Origin of the sequence: uncultured Lutibacter sp. (assembly GCF_947495725.1) — a bacterium.
Taxonomy (GTDB): Bacteria; Bacteroidota; Bacteroidia; order Flavobacteriales; family Flavobacteriaceae; genus Lutibacter.
The window spans coordinates 96,702-114,565 of the sequence record NZ_CANLZZ010000008.1 but is presented as its reverse complement, the minus strand read 5'-3'; the positions used below and the strand labels follow the sequence as shown (position 1 = coordinate 114,565).

Annotated in this window: 17 protein-coding genes; 11 read left to right on the top strand and 6 right to left on the bottom strand. The window is 30.4% G+C overall.

The genetic code is table 11. The features are described from left to right. The first annotated feature begins 7 nt into the window (after nucleotides 1–7). The 9 genes from Q0776_RS16740 (at nucleotide 8) to Q0776_RS16700 (ending at nucleotide 7,941) form a co-directional block, all read left to right on the top strand. A complete protein-coding gene (locus Q0776_RS16740; protein WP_298370825.1) occupies nucleotides 8–379 on the top strand; it encodes a hypothetical protein in 372 nt (123 codons plus the stop codon). A gap of 3 nt (nucleotides 380–382) precedes the next feature. Next, on the top strand, nucleotides 383–1,237 hold the full coding sequence (locus Q0776_RS16735) for a TerC family protein (RefSeq protein ID WP_298370822.1): 855 nt from the start codon (nucleotides 383–385) through the stop codon (nucleotides 1,235–1,237). 415 nt (nucleotides 1,238–1,652) lie between these two features. Next, nucleotides 1,653–2,732: a hypothetical protein gene (locus Q0776_RS16730; protein ID WP_298370820.1), complete on the top strand. Its 1,080-nt coding sequence runs from the start codon at nucleotides 1,653–1,655 to the stop codon at nucleotides 2,730–2,732. A gap of 133 nt (nucleotides 2,733–2,865) precedes the next feature. Then, nucleotides 2,866–3,249, top strand: coding sequence for a hypothetical protein (locus Q0776_RS16725; protein ID WP_298370817.1), 384 nt, complete (start codon nucleotides 2,866–2,868; stop codon nucleotides 3,247–3,249). Between the two features lie 17 nt (nucleotides 3,250–3,266). Next, on the top strand, nucleotides 3,267–4,115 hold the full coding sequence (locus Q0776_RS16720) for a DUF5777 family beta-barrel protein (RefSeq protein WP_298370815.1): 849 nt from the start codon (nucleotides 3,267–3,269) through the stop codon (nucleotides 4,113–4,115). A gap of 111 nt (nucleotides 4,116–4,226) precedes the next feature. Then, on the top strand, nucleotides 4,227–5,216 hold the full coding sequence (locus Q0776_RS16715; RefSeq protein WP_298370813.1) for a 4Fe-4S dicluster domain-containing protein: 990 nt from the start codon (nucleotides 4,227–4,229) through the stop codon (nucleotides 5,214–5,216). Nucleotides 5,217–5,227: 11 nt separating this feature from the next. Continuing rightward, nucleotides 5,228–6,562 carry an NrfD/PsrC family molybdoenzyme membrane anchor subunit gene (nrfD, locus tag Q0776_RS16710; RefSeq protein WP_298370811.1) on the top strand — a complete coding sequence of 445 codons (1,335 nt, stop codon included), beginning with the start codon at nucleotides 5,228–5,230 and terminating at the stop codon, nucleotides 6,560–6,562. A gap of 4 nt (nucleotides 6,563–6,566) precedes the next feature. After that, nucleotides 6,567–7,469 (top strand): hypothetical protein, encoded by a 903-nt coding sequence (locus tag Q0776_RS16705; RefSeq protein ID WP_298370809.1) that lies wholly within the window; start codon nucleotides 6,567–6,569, stop codon nucleotides 7,467–7,469. 70 nt (nucleotides 7,470–7,539) lie between these two features. After that, nucleotides 7,540–7,941 (top strand): cytochrome c, encoded by a 402-nt coding sequence (locus Q0776_RS16700; RefSeq protein ID WP_298370807.1) that lies wholly within the window; start codon nucleotides 7,540–7,542, stop codon nucleotides 7,939–7,941. Between the two features lie 62 nt (nucleotides 7,942–8,003). Here the strand turns inward: Q0776_RS16700 and hemN are convergent, their stop codons facing one another. The 6 genes from hemN to hemA form a co-directional block, all read right to left on the bottom strand. After that, a complete protein-coding gene (hemN, locus tag Q0776_RS16695; protein ID WP_298370806.1) occupies nucleotides 8,004–9,362 on the bottom strand; it encodes an oxygen-independent coproporphyrinogen III oxidase in 1,359 nt (452 codons plus the stop codon). Nucleotides 9,363–9,439: 77 nt separating this feature from the next. Next, nucleotides 9,440–10,462: a uroporphyrinogen decarboxylase gene (hemE, locus tag Q0776_RS16690; protein WP_298370805.1), complete on the bottom strand. Its 1,023-nt coding sequence runs from the start codon at nucleotides 10,460–10,462 to the stop codon at nucleotides 9,440–9,442. A gap of 86 nt (nucleotides 10,463–10,548) precedes the next feature. Further along, nucleotides 10,549–11,841: a glutamate-1-semialdehyde 2,1-aminomutase gene (hemL, locus tag Q0776_RS16685; protein ID WP_298370803.1), complete on the bottom strand. Its 1,293-nt coding sequence runs from the start codon at nucleotides 11,839–11,841 to the stop codon at nucleotides 10,549–10,551. 6 nt (nucleotides 11,842–11,847) lie between these two features. Continuing rightward, nucleotides 11,848–12,813, bottom strand: a complete 966-nt coding sequence (gene hemB, locus Q0776_RS16680) for a porphobilinogen synthase (RefSeq protein WP_298370800.1) — start codon at nucleotides 12,811–12,813, stop codon at nucleotides 11,848–11,850. An 11-nt stretch (nucleotides 12,814–12,824) separates the two neighbouring features. Next, on the bottom strand, nucleotides 12,825–14,426 hold the full coding sequence (gene hemC, locus Q0776_RS16675) for a hydroxymethylbilane synthase (protein WP_298370798.1): 1,602 nt from the start codon (nucleotides 14,424–14,426) through the stop codon (nucleotides 12,825–12,827). A 1-nt stretch (nucleotide 14,427) separates the two neighbouring features. Then, the gene (hemA, locus tag Q0776_RS16670; RefSeq protein ID WP_298370795.1) at nucleotides 14,428–15,681 is read right to left on the bottom strand and encodes a glutamyl-tRNA reductase; all 1,254 of its coding nucleotides are present in this window, start codon (nucleotides 15,679–15,681) and stop codon (nucleotides 14,428–14,430) included. A 275-nt stretch (nucleotides 15,682–15,956) separates the two neighbouring features. Here hemA and Q0776_RS16665 point away from each other — a divergent pair, with 275 nt between their 5' ends. Both Q0776_RS16665 and hemH read left to right on the top strand, forming a co-directional pair. Beyond that, nucleotides 15,957–16,850, top strand: a complete 894-nt coding sequence (locus Q0776_RS16665) for an AraC family transcriptional regulator (RefSeq protein WP_298370793.1) — start codon at nucleotides 15,957–15,959, stop codon at nucleotides 16,848–16,850. After that, the gene (gene hemH / locus Q0776_RS16660; RefSeq protein WP_298370791.1) at nucleotides 16,850–17,863 is read left to right on the top strand and encodes a ferrochelatase; all 1,014 of its coding nucleotides are present in this window, start codon (nucleotides 16,850–16,852) and stop codon (nucleotides 17,861–17,863) included. The genes Q0776_RS16665 and hemH overlap by 1 nt, the downstream gene beginning before the upstream one ends. Nucleotide 17,864 lies beyond the last annotated feature (1 nt).

The window sequence follows — 17,864 nt, the reverse complement described above, 5'->3', positions numbered from 1 at the left end:
AATACATATGAAAAAGATTGTTTTAATTATTGCAGTATTTACCCTTATATTAAGTTGTAAAAACGAACCCTTAGACCCTGATAGATTTAAAACTGGAACTTTCGAAATTCCAGGAGGTAAAGGTTACGAAAAAACAGTAATAATTAGGCAAGACTCTATTCAAATTGAAAAATATGAAGATAGAATTGACACATTATTAATAACTTGGAAAAACAATTTTAATTACACATTAAAAATGATAAATCCAGAAACAGCTATTGATGAAGATCCAATTCATATTAAAATAACCAATATAGAAAAAAACTCGTATGAGTTTGAAGCTGTAATTGGACATTCAAATTTTATTCAAAAAGGAGAAATAATTAAAATATTAGATTAAGCTATGGAGATTTTTTTACAAGGCTCTACGTGGATTGCTTTATTAACGTTAATTTTTTTAGAAATTGTTTTAGGTATAGACAACATTGTGTTTATATCAATTGTTTCAAACAAACTAGAAGAAAAAGACAGACCAAAGGCTCGTAATATTGGACTGTTATTAGCCATGGTTTTTAGAATTGCTTTGTTGTTTGGTATTTCATGGGTACTAAGACTGCAAACTGTTATTTTTAAAATAGATACAAATTGGCTTAATGCCGGAATTACCGGTCAAAGTTTAATAATAATAGCAGGTGGTGTATTTCTACTTTATAAAAGTGTTGCCGAGATTCACCACAAATTAGAAGGTGAAGAAGAGGGAACAAAAGCAAAAGCTAGTAAAACTATATCTAGTGCTATTTTTCAAATTGTTATGCTAGATTTAGTATTTTCATTTGATAGTATTTTAACGGCTATTGGATTAGTAAGTTTTGATTTACCACCTGTAGGTTTTGGTTATTTTGGAGGTATGGCAATTATAATTATTGCAATTGTTGTGTCCATTATAATTATGTTAATATTTGCTGGTCCGGTAAGTAAATTTGTGAATGAACATCCAACTATTCAAATTCTTGGATTGTCATTTTTACTGTTAATAGGAGTTATGTTATTAGCGGAGGGTTCACATTTAGCTCATTTTGAATTTTTTGGAAATCCAGTTCATAGTATTCCTAAAGGATATTTATACTTTGCTATTTTCTTCTCTTTATTTGTTGAATTTATAAATCTAAAAATGAAGAAAAGAAAAGATCCTGTGCAATTACGTAATTCTACCATAGTTGATGAAAAATTAAAAAACAAAAAGATTTTAGATAAATAAATTTCGTTAAAAAACAGATTAAAAAGAGCCGAACTATTAATAGTTCGGCTTTTTTTGGTTATTAAAATAAGCTCTAAATTTAGATTTTAATTATTCATAAAATACCCGCCAAAACATTACGCGTATTTATTATATTACCATAATTACCACCTATATTTTAGTGATTTAATAACAGCAAATTACTAACTCCTTTTACATCTGTTAGTTACACTTATAATATGTAACTAATATTACGTTACTAGAATTTTTTTTCACACTTTTTTACCATAAATAACTTAAAACCATTCTAAACAAGACTTTAAACATTGACTATCAGTATTTTAAAAATTTTTGTTTTATGATAAAAATCAGCAATAAACAAATATTTAGCCTCTAACTTTATAATAAGCTTTTAAACAAACAAATATCTAATATTATGAAAAACTTAAAATTAATAGGATTCTTGATGATTTTGGCATCAAGTTTAATGTTTATTCAATGTACAAGTGACCCTATTATGGGACCTGTTGGATTTGCAGGTGCAGATGGCACAAATGGTATTGATGGTGTTGACGGTATTGATGGTGTTGACGGCACAGCTTCTTGTGTTGCTTGTCACTCAAACAGCCACAGAACACCTATAAATGAATCATTTGATTTATCTGGTCATGCAACAGGTACTTCCTTCGCAAGAGGTTCTAGCACTAGTTGTGCACAATGTCATGGAAGTGAAGGTTATGTAGATTATGTAACAAATGGAGCCATTAACCCTGAAGGATATACAAACCCATCTCCTATTTCATGTACAACCTGCCACTCAAGTCACAGTACATTTGATTTTGAAAATGATGGACATGACTATGCTTTAAGATCTTTTAACCCTGTTACCTTAGTAATTGACGAGGCTACAGTTATTGATTTTGGAGGAACAAGCAATATGTGTATTACTTGTCACCAACCTCGAAATAGTTATCCTGTTCCAGGATCAACTGGAGATTACACAATAACAAGTTTCCGCTTTGGACCACATCATGGACCACAAGCTACTTTAGTAGAAGGTGTTATGGCTGCAAATATTTCGGGTACCGTTGGCTACCCAGGTGTTGGAACCTCAACTCATAGAACTGGCGCTTCTTGTGTTAGTTGTCATATGGGAGAATCTTCAGATGTATCAGAAGGTTTACATTCTTGGAGTCCAACCTCACAATCTTGTACAGCTTGTCATACAAATGGAGCCCCTTCCGATGTAATGATAGAAACTGGTAAAACATTTGCTCAAGGTATGGAAGAATTACATAACCTTTTATTTGAACAAAAATATATTGATGCCAGTGGCTATGTATTGGGTGGAGACGGAGTAAATAGAGCCGGTACTTCTAATCCTTTAGTGGCTCCTGCAAAAGTTGCACAAGCTATTTGGAATTATAAAACTTTAGAAGAGGACAAAAGTCAAGGTGTACACAACCCTAATTACGCCAAAGCTTTACTTATAAATTCAATTGAAGCATTAAAATAATAGTCAGATATTTTAAAGTTCAGGAGATTATTATCCTCCTGAACTTTTATAAATGACATTAATGATAAGGTTAACTTAAAATTTCAAATTGAAATTTAATAGTACAAGTTAATAAATTTAAAAAACAAGACAGATGAAAAAACTATTGCAAATAGTTCTAGTTAGTAGCCTAAGTTTTCTTTGCTTTTCATGTTATTACGATGAAATTCCAGAACATATATTAAATCCATCTGAAATTCCAACAGACCCAACAGATCCTAATTATGTTGAAATTGAATTAAGCAGTAGCATTCAACCTATTTTTACTGCAAATTGCATAGGTTGTCATAATGAAAATAGAGATCCTGACCTTAGGGAAGGTAATTCATATAATGCTTTAATTCCTGATTATGTTATTTCTGAAGATGCAGATGTTAGTAAATTAATTACTGTAGTATCCTCTGGACATGGCGGATTATCTATTGAAGAAATAGGATTATTAAAGGCTTGGATTAATCAAGGCGCCAAGAACAATTAATTTTTAAGATTTTGAATATGAAAAATTATAAAACATTACTTTTTATCTTTTTAATACTTCCCTTTTTAGTGAACGCACAAGAGGAAACTAAAAAGAAAAAAGAAAAATTAGAGCGAGATGCCTTTGAAAGTTCTCTTATAATCGACAATCCTTCAAACGTATTGCTAAGTAAAAATGCATTGGAAGTACAAATGCAACATAGGTTTGGATTAATAAACAGTCCTTCAGGAAACGATTTAGCCGGTTTTTGGGGTGATTCTAATATTAGAATTGGTTTAGCTTATGGAATTCACGAAAGACTTACAATTGGGTATGGAACTACCAAATTTAATCGCTTTCAAGATTTTAATTGGAAAGTTGCTTTATTAAGACAAACACGCTCTAATAGTATGCCTATTAGCGTTTCTTATTATGGTAATTTTACTATTGATGCAAGAAAAAAGGATAAGTTTAATATGATTCAAGATAGATACTCGTACTTCAATCAATTAATTATTGCTAAAAAGTTTAGTCCGAGTATTTCTTTTCAAATAGCTCCAAGTATTTCACACTTTAATCTGGTGCACCCTGATATGAAAAATGATTTAGTTTCTGTTGCTTTTGGAGGCAGAATCAAAATTAGTCCACAAACTTCTATTTTAATTGACTATAGCCAACCAATTACAAAATTTGACAATAGTCAGTTTGATCCAAAACCGGGAATTAGTTTAGGGTTTGAATTTGCAACATCAGCGCATGAGTTTCAATTAATGCTTACAAATTACAATGCATTAGTTCAGCAAAAGAACTACATGTACAATCAATATGATTTTTTTAATGGCGATTTCTTAATTGGATTCAATATTACTAGAATTTACAATTTTTAACCAAACTCAATATCTAGGCAGGCCGACAAAAACAAATAAATAACACCTCAAACTTTCTATTTTGAAGGCCTGTCTAATTTTATTAACGTACCATTTCAACAAAGGTTAATTATGCAAAACAAAGAGAATAATAAAAAAGAAGGAACTAACAGACGAAAGTTTTTAAAACTAGGATTAATGTCTAGTGTAACTGCATTGGCAGGTACTTCTTTAGTTTCTAATTTATCTGAAAATGCAGAAGAACCAAAATCTTCTGACGAAAAAATTCGATTGCTTACTCCAGATGGTAAAATGGTTGAAGTTGATGCAGCACATGTAAATAAATACCCCGAAGCACATATATCTTCTGACGAATCGAGAAAAGGAATTCCAAATAGAAAATTTGTAATGGTTATTGATTTGGCGCGTTGTAAAAATGCACGTAAATGTGTAGAAGGTTGTCAAAAAGCACACAAACTCGATTATAACGAGGAATTTATGAAAGTCCAATTAATTCAAGATAACCCTGAAGCTTCGCCATATTGGCTTCCAAAACCTTGTTTTCATTGTGATGAACCTCCTTGTGTTACTGTTTGCCCAACGGGCGCAACGTTTAAACGTACAGATGGTATTGTTTTGGTTGATAATGATCGTTGTATTGGTTGTAAATTTTGTATAACAAGTTGCCCTTATTCTGCAAGACAATTTAATTGGGGACATAAAGATAAATTTGACGACAAATCTCAACCTTATTCTCCTGAAACAAGTGTTCCTGCAGCAGAAGGAACTGTTATGAAATGTGATTTTTGCCCTGATATGCTTCGTCAAGGAAAACTACCACATTGTGCTTCTTCTTGTCCAATGGGAGTAATTTATTTTGGAGATAAAAATGAAGATATTGTTACCAATGGTGAAGAAACTGTGAGGTTTTCTGAACTAATAAAAGATCGAGGAGGCTATCGCCATCTAGAACATTTAGGTACAAAACCAAATGTGTATTATTTACCAGCTGTTAACAGACAATTCCCGCTCGAACGAGGATTTAATGTTGACGAGGATATTATTGAACGATATAAGGACGTCCCTTTTGTTCAAGATTTAAAAAAACAAGGTAAAATTTAAAGCTCTTACTTATGGATGTTAAAAACAGAAAAAGAGAACTCGTTAAGGAATTTTTGCCATTGTTAGAAAAAACTACAAAAACATCAAAAATTTGGATTGGAATTTTAATTGCCACAATTTTAGTTGGCTTTTATGCATTTATAATTCAAGTTATAAAGGGACATGAAGTTACAGGAATGCGCGACAATGTTGTTTGGGGAATTTATATAATTAATTTTATTTTCTTTGTTTGTTTAAGTTATTCTGGAGCATTTATTTCCGGAATATTACATTTTTTTAAAACACCTTGGAAAAATTCCGTTGCCAGAATTGTTGAAATAATCACGGTTTTATCTCTAATCATTGGCCCTATTTTTATTTTATTATGTATTGGTCGTTTAGATAGGTTACATTATTTATTTTTATATCCGAGAATTCAATCTCCAATAACCTGGGATATTATAGCTATTATGACTGATTTAGTTGGTTGTTTTATTTATTTATATTTAACTTTTATTCCAGACTTTGCTATTTTAAGAGACAACAGTAAAAAAGCTTCAAAATGGCGACAAAAAACCTATAAATTTTTAGCAATTGGCTATCAAGACACAGATTCTCAACGCGCCAAACTTCATAAAATAACAAGAACTATGTCGGCAATGGTAATTGCATTAGCAATTGTAGCTTACTCTGTACTAGCTTGGATATTTAGTTTAACACTTCAACCGGGTTGGAATAGTTCTATTTTTGCTCCATATTTTATTGTTGCAGGATTATATTCTGGCGTTGCCGTAATAATAATTGCAATGTATTTAATACGAAAGTATTATCATTTAGAACACTATATTAGAAAAGTACATTTTATGGCCGCTGGAGCGATATTATTAATAATTTCTTTATTATATGGCTATTTTACTTTTAGTGAATATTTTTCTCGTTGGTTTAGCCATAAAGTACATGATACTAACTTACTTAACACACTATTTACACGGTATTTTTGGATGTTTATTTTTGCCAACTATATTGGTGTTTTAGTGCCAATAGTTATTCTATTTTTCAAAAAATTAAGAACAATTAAATCTATTACAATTGTAGCTATAATTTCAATAATAGGCTTATGGTTTAACCGTTATTTAATAATTGTTCCTACGCTAGAAACACCCTATTTACCAATACAAGATACTAGACCTGAATTTATTCACTATACCGCCACTTGGGTTGAATGGGTGTTGAGTTTTACAGGTGTTGCTACTTTTATTTTACTTTTTATTTTAATAATGAAATTAGTTCCAATTATTCCAATGTCTGGAATTATAGATAATGAAAGATTATATAAAAGAAAACTAAAACCAACTACTAAAAATTAATTTTATGAAAAATTATTTAATTAAATATTCAGTTATTTTAGTATTTATTGGATTTGTTTTAAATACTAAAAGTTTTGCGCAAGAAACAACGGTAAAAGATTATAAGTTTTCATTTAAATTTAATACTATAAAACAGCCAGACAATTCTCGTTTATTGGAAGTTAATTTTATAGCTACCAATAAAAAAGACAGAAAAGACAAAGTCCCTATTTACCAAGCCGAAATTAAATTTTACAATTTCACTGAAGAAGAAAAAGTTCTATTAAATACGGTAAAAACTAATGACGAAGGTATAGCTCAACTTATTATTCCTAAAAGTAAATCGTTTTTACAAGATGAAAATGGTTATATAAATTTAAGTGCCGTTTTTGAGGAAACGGACGCAATTAGCGGTTACGAAAAAGAAATAACAGTTAAAGATATATTTTTAGAATTGAACTTGTTAGAAATAGACAGTGTAAAAACCGCCAATATTAAAGCTTACACCATTGATAGTATAGGAGAAAAAATTGATGTAGAAGAAGAAATTGATTTAATATTTTCAGTTGCCGGAATGCTTTCTAAAATGCCTATTAATGAAGGCACTCTTGAAAATGGAACTTATGAGTTTGAATTTCCTACAGACATTCCTGGTAATATAAATGGAAATTTAGATGTTTTTGTTTTGGTTGATGATCACGACGAATTTGGAAGTATAATTCAAAAAAAATCAGTAAATTGGGGTGTATTCAACAATAAAATTATTGAAAACAATAATACGCTATGGTCAGAAAGTGCACCTATTTGGATGTATATTGTTTTAACAATATTATTGGTTGGTATTTGGGCTAACTTTATTTACACAATAGTTAATTTAATTAAAATTAAAAATGAAGGGAAAGAATTAGAATTAGCGAAAGAAGATTAAATCAACCATAATTTATTGGTATTATTATTGATATTTATTTAGTAACATTAATTAACATTAGACAACAAATATGAAAACAATTAAATTTTTAACATTTATAGGGGTTATTTGCCTAGGCTTATTTGCATTTAAATCTCTAGATCAAGAACCTTGGAAGGTTCCTGCGAAATACGAAAAAATGACCAATCCTGAAGAAGCTTCTAAAGAAAACATTGCAATTGGTAAATCCATGTATGCAAAGCATTGTAAATCTTGCCACGGTAAAGAAGGTTTAGGAGATGGACCAAAAGCCGATGAAGTTGAAGGAGATTTGGGAGATTTTTCCTCCAAAAAATTCCAAGCACAATCTGACGGAGCTTTGTTTTATAAAAGTTATATAGGACGAGATGATATGCCTAGTTTTGAAAAGAAAATGAGCGAAGAAGACATGTGGCTTACAGTTCATTATATGAGAACAATGGGCGAAAAGTAATAGATTACATGTATAAAAAAAGCCGAGCAATTGCTCGGCTTTTTTTTTGTAATTTATGCTGTTTAAATCGTCATAGAAAAAACTCGTGTTTCTGGTTTATTTTCTAATAACCGTAAATCAAAAGCCATACAAATATTTCTAACAAACATTCTTCCCTCCTCTTTAACTGTAACTTTATCTTCTGTAACAGTAATTAAATTATCATCAATTATTTCTTGTAAGCGATCAATTATTTCAGATTTTACTTTTTTATCCAAACCTATTTTCCATTCAGTTTCTAGATTGCACATTAAATTTAAAATATGCTTTCTTATTATTAAATCTTGTTCTGTTAATAAATGACCTCTAAAAATAGGTATAATTCCACTATTTACCTTTTGTGTATAGGTGTCAACATCTTTTTCATTTTGAGCAAAAGCGTACCAAGAATCTGAAATTGAAGACATTCCTAAACCAATCATTAGTTCGGTTTTTCCCGCAGTATACCCCATAAAGTTTCTATGTAACTTTTTAGATTTCATAGCTTTATGTAAAGAATCGGTTGGTAATGCAAAATGATCCATTCCAACCTCAACATAACCATTATCAAAAAATAATTGTTTACCTAATTCGTATAAATAACGTTTTTCATTATCCTTAGGTAAATCATTTTCATCAAATCCACGTTGGCCAACACCTTTAATCCAAGGCACGTGTGCATAGCTATAATAAGCTATTCTATCTGGTTTTAATTCAATGGTATTTTTAATTGTATTTCTTATACTTTCTTCAGTTTGAAAAGGCAATCCAAAAATTAAATCATGACTTATAGATTCATAACCTATTTTACGTGATAAATCATTCACACGTTTAACCTGATCAAAACTTTGAACTCTATGTATTGCTTTTTGAACTTTTGGATCGTAATCTTGAATTCCAAAACTATTTCTTCTAGAGCCTAAATCATATAAGGTTTGTAACTGCTCTTCTGAAGTATGATTTGGATGACCTTCGTAACTAAAATCAAAAACTTCAAATTTATCAGCTCTTTTAAATATCCCGTTGATTAATTTTTTTAAATTTTCAGAAGAAAAGAAAGTTGGTGTTCCTCCTCCTAAATGAATTTCTCTAATTTTTGGTCGTTCAACTAATAAATCGCAATATAAATACCATTCCTTTAATAAAGTTTCAATATATGGCTGTTCTACTTCGTGACGTTTTGTAATTTTTTTATGACACGCACAAAACGTACATAAACTTTCACAAAATGGTAAATGAATATAAAGACTAATTCCCTCTACCTCATTACTTTCATCAAAAGATTTTTTAACTGTACGTTCCCAATCGTGCTGAGCTATTCCTTCTTTATCCCAAAAAGGCACAGTTGGATAACTGGTATACCTTGGCCCTGGAATATTATATTTTTGAATTAATTTTTTCATTGGTTTTTAGTTGTTGGTTGTTGGTTACTTGTTGTTAGTTACTGACTCACCAAAAACTAACAACTAAAAACTACCAACTATTTATATTCTTTTACAGCATCAATAAATGCTTTTGCATTATCTAAAGGAACATGAGGTAAAATTCCATGACCTAAGTTAACAATATATTTATCTTTCCCAAATTCATCAATCATTTGATGTACCATTTCCTTGATAACTTTTGGAGGTGATAATAATCGTACCGGATCAAAATTACCTTGTAATGTAATTTTATTTCCTGTTAATTCTCTTGCTACTTTTGGAGATACTGTCCAATCTACTCCTAAAGCAGATGCATTTGAATTAGACATTTTTTCCAATGCAAACCAACATCCTTTTCCAAACGCAATAACTGGAGCATCATCTTTCAATGCTTCAATAATTTGATTGATATACTGCCAAGAAAACTCTTGATAATCAGTTGGAGAAAGCATTCCTCCCCAAGAATCAAAAACTTGAACTGCATTTACACCCGCTTTAACTTTCTCTTTTAAGTAAGCAATAGTTGTATCTGTAATTTTTTGAAGTAATGTATGCGCTGCAATTGGTTGTGTAAAACAAAACTCTTTTGCTTTATCAAAGTTTTTTGAACCTTGACCTTGTACACAATAACATAAAATTGTCCATGGTGAACCTGCAAAACCAATTAAAGGAATTTCATCATTTAATAGTTCTTTAGTAGCTTTAATAGCTTCCATTACATAACCTAAAGTTTCATCAATATCAGGGACAATTACATTGTCCACATCTTGTTGAGTTCTTACAGGATTTGGTAACCAAGGTCCAACTCCAGGTTTCATTTCAACCTCAATATTCATCGCTTGTGGGATTACCAAAATATCAGAAAATAAAATAGCTGCATCCATTCCATATCTACGAATAGGTTGTACTGTTATTTCTGAAGCTAATTCTGGAGTTCTACAACGTGTAAAAAAGTCGTATTTCTCACGAATTGCTATAAACTCTGGTAAATATCTCCCTGCTTGACGCATCATCCATACTGGAGGACGCTCAACAGTTTCGCCTTTTAGGGCTCTTAAAAATAAATCGTTTTTAATCATTCTTAATTTAGTTGTTAGTAGATTGATGTTAGTTGTTAGCTCTTTCAAGCTTCAATTCAAAATTAAAAACTAACAATTCAATATTTTTACTTATGCTTATTCGCAACAGCTTTCATCGCTAACCTAATTGCTGTTCTTACCTTGTAAATATCTCTTTTAGTCATTGCTGTATCTAAAAACCAAGCCTCGAATTGAGACGGAGGAAGGAAAACTCCGTTTTCCATCATTTTCCAAAAGAAAGTTTTAAACTTATCAGTATCACTTGTTTGTGCTGTTTTAAAATCTACAACAGGTACTTTAGTGAAGAATGGATTTATCATAGATCCAAATCTATTAACGTGTAAATCAATTCCATTTTCTTTGGCTGCCGTTTTCATTTCTCTTTCTAAAAATGCTGCTGTTTTATTAAAATCTTCGTACGGATTTCTTTTCTTCAACTCCTTCAAAGTTGCAATACCACAAGCCATAGCTATTGGATTACCCGATAACGTTCCTGCTTGATACATATCTCCTAGTGGTGAAACCATTTCCATAATTTCATTTCTTGCTCCATATGCTCCTACAGGGAAACCTCCACCAACTACTTTTCCTAAACAAGTTATATCCGCTTCAAAGCCAAGTAATTCTTGTGCACCTCCAAATTTAGAACGGAAACCAGTCATAACCTCATCAGCAATTAATAGAACATCATGAGATTTTGTTAACTCTCTTAATTCTTTAATAAACTTATCAGTTGGCCGAATAACACCCATATTACCAGCAATAGGCTCAATAATAACGGCTGCTACATCACCTTTTCTCAAATGACGTTCAACACTTTTGATATTATTAAATTCTGCAATCAACGTATTTTTAACCGCTTCATCAGGCACACCTTTACTTCCTGGAATACTCAATGTTGCTAATCCTGAACCGGCTGCAACCAAAAGGGCATCTGAATGTCCATGATAGCAACCTGCAAATTTTATAATTTTATTTTTTCCTGTAAATGCTCTAGCCAAACGTAATGCACTTAAAACAGCTTCTGTTCCTGAGTTTACAAAACGCACTTTATCCATTCCTGGAAAAGCATCACAAACCATCTCTGCCATAATAATTTCACCTTTAGTTGATGCCCCAAAAGTGTAACCATTTTTCATATATTTTTTTACAGTTTTCTCAACTACGCTATTTCTATGACCCAAAATCATTGGCCCATAAGACAACACAAAATCTATATATTCATTTCCATCTACATCGTAAATTTTACTCCCTTTTGCTTTATCAATAAAAATGGGCACACCCCCAACCGATTTAAAAGCTCTTACTGGTGAATTTACGGCTCCAACTAAATGTTTTTTACCTCTTGTATATAATTCTATAGATTTTTCTAATTTCATAATTTCTTACTTTTTCAATAATATTTTAGCTACATCCTTTGCAAAATAGGTAATAATAATATCTGCACCTGCTCTTTTCATAGAAAGCAAACTTTCCATCATTACACGCTCTTCATCTATCCAACCTTTTGCTCCTGCTGCTTTTATCATTGCATATTCTCCGCTAACATTGTAACATGCAATAGGACGATCAAAGTTGTTTTTTAAGTCTCTAATAATATCTAAATAGGCTAATGCCGGTTTCACCATTAAAATATCTGCTCCTTCTTGGTCATCAAAAGTAGCTTCCCTCAACCCTTCATCTCTATTTGCCGGATCCATTTGATATGTTCTTCTATCTCCAAAAGTTGGCGCAGAATCCGCGGCATCTCTAAAAGGCCCGTAAAAAGCTGATGAATATTTTACTGCATACGACATAATTGGTAAATTAGGAAAACCGGTATTGTCTAGCGCTTCTCTAATAGTTTGAATCATTCCATCCATCATTCCTGATGGCGCCACCATATCTACTCCGGCTTTTGCATGTGAGATAACTTGTTTCGCAATATTTGGTAAAGTAGCATCATTGTCAACATCATTATCATGAATTATTCCACAATGTCCATGGCTTGTATATTCACAAAAACACACATCCGTAATTACATATAAACTTGGATAGTTCTTTTTAATAAAACGAACTGCTTGTTGCATAATTCCGTCATCATTCCATGTTTCGGAACCTGTATCATCTTTTTCAGACGGAATTCCGAAAAGAAGTACTGCAGGAATATTTAAAGCAACAACTTCATCTAGTTCTTTTGAAATTGTATCTAAAGAAAATCTTTTAATTCCAGGCATTGAAACAATCTCGGTCTCAATATTTTCTCCTTCTTCAATAAATAATGGATAAATTAAATCGTCAATAGTTACTTTATTTTCTCTAACTAAACGGCGAATATTTTCGGTTTTTCTTAAACGTCGGGTTCTATTCATAACTAAATAATTTAAGCCTCTAAACTTTCTTTAAAGTATTCATTTACAGATTTTATTACACTCTCTACTGTTGAAACTTTTGCCACTACTACCTCACTAAAATGTTTTTTTGCTTCAGATGCTGTTGTTTCGCCAATACAAAAAGCAACCGCATTGTTTGTGGAGTTATCTAGTAAATAACTTTCTATTCCAGAAGGACTGTAAAATAGAATTCCTTTAAATTTTTCTTCAATTTTTCGCGGAGTTAATTGTGTTTGGTAACATTCAACTTCATTCACCAATATTTCATTCTTTTCTAAAATTGAAGGTAATTCATCTCTTCTTTTATTTCCGCAGAAAAAGGTAAGGTTTTTATCTTCTAAATTTTCAGCTAAATAATTCCCTAATTTTTCGGCATCTTTTTCTAAATGTTTAACTTTCCCTATTCTCTTTTCAATTAATCTTTTTGTTCTTCTACCAACACAGTAAATATTTTCAAAATCTAACTCCATTGGGGCAAAATTATTTAAAAGAGCCTCCACAGCATTCTGACTTGTAAATACCACATTTTTTATTGGATTTTTAACAATAACCGGTTTAATTCTATTGTTTCTGATTGTTATAAAATCACTACTTACAGCTCCAATTCTTGAATTTAAAATAGCTATTTGTTCGTGAGACAAACTTTTTGTTGAATATATTAATGTAGATTTTTCAATATCTGCAGGAACATTGTACATCAATTTTTTTGCTCCTCTTTCCAAAAGAAATTTAGCTCCAAATTCACCTAAATCCCAAGCATTATCTTTTGGTACATTTTTAGAAAATTCCATTTTATTTCTTCCATCTGGACTAAATAAAACTCCCTTAAATTTAATTTCATCTTTAATAAGCAATGCTAAAGCTCCAATTGGTGCTGTACAACCTCCTTCTAAAACTCGTAAAAAATCACGTTCAATTTTAACACAGGTGGCTGTTTCTTCGTGGTTTATTTGTTTTACAAACTCTATAAGTTCTTCATTTTTTTCTAATGCAGCAACCATAACTGCTCCTTGTGCAGGAGCTGGCACCATCCAATCTAAAATTAAAGCTTGGTCTGGTTTTGGTAATAATTTCAGTCTTTTTAAACCAACTTTTGCAAAAACTGCTCCGTCCCAATCATTATCTTCTAATTTTTGAAGACGAGTATTTACATTTCCTCTTAAACCAACAATAGTATGATTTGGGTAACGATACAACCATTGTGCCTTTCTTCGTAAACTACCTGTAGCAATTGTAGCTGTTTCATTTGAAAAGAAGTTATCATCTTCTTTCATAATTAATATATCGTTAAAATCACCTCTTTTAATTACTGCCGCTTGCACAATACCTTCTGGTAATTTTGTTGGCACATCTTTAAACGAATGCACCGCAATATCAATTTTATCATTTAATAATGCAACATCTAAATTTTTCGTAAAAACACCGGTTATCCCTAACTCATATAGTGGTTTATCTAAAACCATATCTCCTATGGAATCAATTTTTACAATTTCAGTTTTACAACCAAAGTGCTCTAATTGTAATGCAACGGTATTAGCCTGCCAAAGTGCTAATTCACTTGAGCGAGTACCAATTCTTATAATTTTATCCATTCTAAACTTCGGTTTTTTCTTTGCAGAATATTTTACTTATAACATTTATACTTTGATCAACCGAAGTTTCCTCATCTTTTAAATGTTTTACAAATTGTGTAGTAATTTTTTGAATCATTCTATTTGTTAAAAACTCAGCGTGTTCAACATTAAAATCTTTTATTTTTTTTGAATGAAAGTCAATTTCATCTTGTTGAATTGCTTGCAATGATTCTTTTAAGGCATTTACAGCAGGAACATATTTTCTATGAGAAATCCAATCATTAAATTCATTCTTATACTTTTCAATTATTTTTTCTACAACTGGAATTTCATTCTTTCTTATTTCTAAAGTTTCATCAGTTATTTTAGATAATTCATCAACATTTATTAAATTAACTTTATCTAATTTTTGCACACCTACATCAACATTTTCGGGCATTGATAAATCTAGAATCAATAATTCTTTTTCTTTATTAATGGTGTCTTTTGATACTGTAATACCATTTGCTCCTGTTGAAACTATTAAAATGTCAGAATTATTTATTTTTTCTGACAATAGTTTAAAATCAGCCACATCAAAATCTGGGTGATCATTTTTAAATTCTAATGATTTTGCTGTAGTTCTATTTATTAAGGTAATATTTCTGTTAGTAGTATATTCTAAAATATTTTTACAGGTATTTTTTCCTATTTCACCTAAACCATAGACTAATATTGATTTATTTTCATAATCGTCTACATTTTGTGTAATATATTGAACCGCCGCATAAGCCACAGAAGTTGTACCCGAACTTAATTTAGTTTTATTTTTAACCTCTTTACTTGCTTGTAAAACCAAATTCATAATGCGCTCTAAATAAGCATTGGTTGTTCCCAATTCCTTTGCTAACTTATACGCTTCTTTTAGTTGTCCAACAATTTCATAGTCTCCCAAAATTTGACTTTCTAGCCCTGTTCCAATTTTAAATAAATGAGAAATCGCATCTTTATTTTTATAAACGTTTGATACATTTATAAAATCCTCAACAGTTCCATTCGAATATTTAACTAACAAGCTAATTAATTCAAAAGGATGCTTTGCAAAGCCTGTAATTTCGGTTCTGTTACAAGTAGACAATACTAAAACACCATCAATACCATTTTTTACTGCATCTTGTAATAGTAATTTTTGATTTTTTTTCGAAATACTAAATGCACTTCTAACTTTAACATCGGCTTTTTTATAACTTAAACCTACGTTATATAATTTTGTTGGTAAATTTTCCAAACCCATAAAATTAGTTTATCCTAATAAGTAACGACAAAAGTACAATTTTCACTTCTATCAAAACATCGACAAAAGTACTTTTATTGTCGATATAAGTTATTAATATTAATTTAGAATCAGTCTAAATAGCTTATTATTACATTTCCTAGGGCAAACATAGATAAAATATAGCATACTCGCATATGATAAATATCAGTTTTTTTTATTCATTAATCTATTTAAGGTATTTATAAATGTTGTATTTTTGTTTAAGTTTGAAAACTATTTTGTAAAAACATCTTATGAAATCCAATTTAAAAAACTACAAAAACATCGACAAAAGTTCTCAATTAATTTTTGATGAAAAAAGCACTTTTAAAGTGTTACATTTCAATAATTTAACTGATGAGCAACAACTTCTAAAACAATCTTTAACTACAAATTATATACAGTTATATTTTTGTTTAAATAAAAATTGTATTGTAGCAATAAATATGGAACATTGTGCCATTCCAATTAAATCAGGTGGTTCTAATATGATTTATTTCAAAGATGAAACAATGGATGTTTTGTATAGTTTACCACCAAAATCTGAATTAATCGGAATTTTAATATCTATTGAATATTTTCATTCCCTTTTCTCATTTGAAGGAAATTTTTTATTCGATTTTAGTAGCTTTAAAACAGGGAAACCAATATTTGATTCTAAAGAAATAAGTCCATCTGTAGGACTAATTTTAAATCAATTAACAACAAAACAAATTAACCAGTCTTTAAGATCCATATATATTAAAGGAAAAGTTTACGAGTTATTAAGTTATTATTTTAGCGCTAACACAGAAACTGAAACAGAACATTGTCCGTATATTGCTAGCGAAGAAACGATATCAAAAATTAAACAAGCAAAAGAAATTATTATAGAAGAAATGATTAATCCACCTTCTTTATCAGATTTGGCAAAAAAGGTTGGATTAAATATAAAAAAATTAAAAACAGATTTTAAAGAGTTTTATGGAGTTCCAGTATTTACATTTTTATTAAACTACAAAATGGAACGCGCCAAAAAATTACTACAAGAACAGCAATTAAATGTAAATGAAATAGCATCCAATTTAGGATATAGCAATTCAAGTCATTTTATTGCAGCATTTAAACGAAAATTCGGTATAACACCAAAACAATTTGCAAAATCATAATGAAAGGAGCTTTATTAGTTAACCTTGGTTCTCCAAACAGTACCTCGGTAAAAGACGTAAAAAATTACTTAGACGAATTTTTAATGGATAAAAGAGTTATTGATATTCCATATTTAATTAGAGCATTTGTTGTTAAAGGAATAATTTTAAATACCAGACCTAAAAAATCGGCTGAAGCTTACAAAAAAATATGGTGGGATGAAGGTTCGCCTCTTATTGTTTTATCCGAAAGATTACACAAAAAAGTAGAAGAATTAAGTAATATTCCAGTAGAATTAGCAATGCGCTATGGAAAACCCTCTTTAAAAAGTGGAATTGAAAAATTAGCAAGCAAAGGTGTTACCGAAATATTTTTAATTCCATTATATCCTCAATTTGCAATGGCCACCACAGAAACAATTACTGTGCTCGCCAATAAAATTGTAAAAAAACAATTTCCTAATATAAAACTTACCGATTTACCTGCTTTTTATAACAAACCAGATTATATTGAAGTTTTAAGTAATAGCATTCAAAAATATTTAGAAGAATTTAAACCTCAACATCTTTTATTTTCATATCATGGTGTACCTGAAAGACACATTAAAAAATCGGATATTACAAAATCACATTGTAAAATTGATGGTTCTTGTTGTAATACTCCATCTCCAGCACATGAGTTCTGTTATAGACATCAATGCTATGAAACAACAAAACTTGTTGCTAAAAAATTAAAATTAAAAGAAGACTTTTATTCTACCTCTTTCCAATCGCGATTAGGTAGAGATCCTTGGTTACAACCATATACCGACCAAACCATAGATGCTTACGCACAAAACGGAATAGAAAATTTAGCAGTTGTTACCCCTGCTTTTGTTTCAGACTGTTTAGAAACTTTAGAAGAAATTGGTATGGAAGCTCAACATTCATTTAAAGAAAATGGAGGAAAGGAGTTTAACACAATTCCTTGTTTAAATGATAATGATGAGTGGGCAAATACATTATCTAACTGGATAAATAATTGGTCTAAATAAT

Excerpts from the sequence above, each read along its gene's own strand:
- Q0776_RS16740 (WP_298370825.1), top strand. The coding sequence starts at position 8 with ATGAAAAAGATTGTTTTAATTATTGCAGTATTTACCCTTATATTAAGT.
- Q0776_RS16735 (WP_298370822.1), top strand. The coding sequence starts at position 383 with ATGGAGATTTTTTTACAAGGCTCTACGTGGATTGCTTTATTAACGTTA.
- Q0776_RS16730 (WP_298370820.1), top strand. The coding sequence starts at position 1,653 with ATGAAAAACTTAAAATTAATAGGATTCTTGATGATTTTGGCATCAAGT.
- Q0776_RS16725 (WP_298370817.1), top strand. The coding sequence starts at position 2,866 with ATGAAAAAACTATTGCAAATAGTTCTAGTTAGTAGCCTAAGTTTTCTT.
- Q0776_RS16720 (WP_298370815.1), top strand. The coding sequence starts at position 3,267 with ATGAAAAATTATAAAACATTACTTTTTATCTTTTTAATACTTCCCTTT.
- Q0776_RS16715 (WP_298370813.1), top strand. The coding sequence starts at position 4,227 with ATGCAAAACAAAGAGAATAATAAAAAAGAAGGAACTAACAGACGAAAG.
- nrfD (WP_298370811.1), top strand. The coding sequence starts at position 5,228 with ATGGATGTTAAAAACAGAAAAAGAGAACTCGTTAAGGAATTTTTGCCA.
- Q0776_RS16705 (WP_298370809.1), top strand. The coding sequence starts at position 6,567 with ATGAAAAATTATTTAATTAAATATTCAGTTATTTTAGTATTTATTGGA.
- Q0776_RS16700 (WP_298370807.1), top strand. The coding sequence starts at position 7,540 with ATGAAAACAATTAAATTTTTAACATTTATAGGGGTTATTTGCCTAGGC.
- hemN (WP_298370806.1), bottom strand. The coding sequence starts at position 9,362 with ATGAAAAAATTAATTCAAAAATATAATATTCCAGGGCCAAGGTATACC.
- hemE (WP_298370805.1), bottom strand. The coding sequence starts at position 10,462 with ATGATTAAAAACGATTTATTTTTAAGAGCCCTAAAAGGCGAAACTGTT.
- hemL (WP_298370803.1), bottom strand. The coding sequence starts at position 11,841 with ATGAAATTAGAAAAATCTATAGAATTATATACAAGAGGTAAAAAACAT.
- hemB (WP_298370800.1), bottom strand. The coding sequence starts at position 12,813 with ATGAATAGAACCCGACGTTTAAGAAAAACCGAAAATATTCGCCGTTTA.
- hemC (WP_298370798.1), bottom strand. The coding sequence starts at position 14,426 with ATGGATAAAATTATAAGAATTGGTACTCGCTCAAGTGAATTAGCACTT.
- hemA (WP_298370795.1), bottom strand. The coding sequence starts at position 15,681 with ATGGGTTTGGAAAATTTACCAACAAAATTATATAACGTAGGTTTAAGT.
- Q0776_RS16665 (WP_298370793.1), top strand. The coding sequence starts at position 15,957 with ATGAAATCCAATTTAAAAAACTACAAAAACATCGACAAAAGTTCTCAA.
- hemH (WP_298370791.1), top strand. The coding sequence starts at position 16,850 with ATGAAAGGAGCTTTATTAGTTAACCTTGGTTCTCCAAACAGTACCTCG.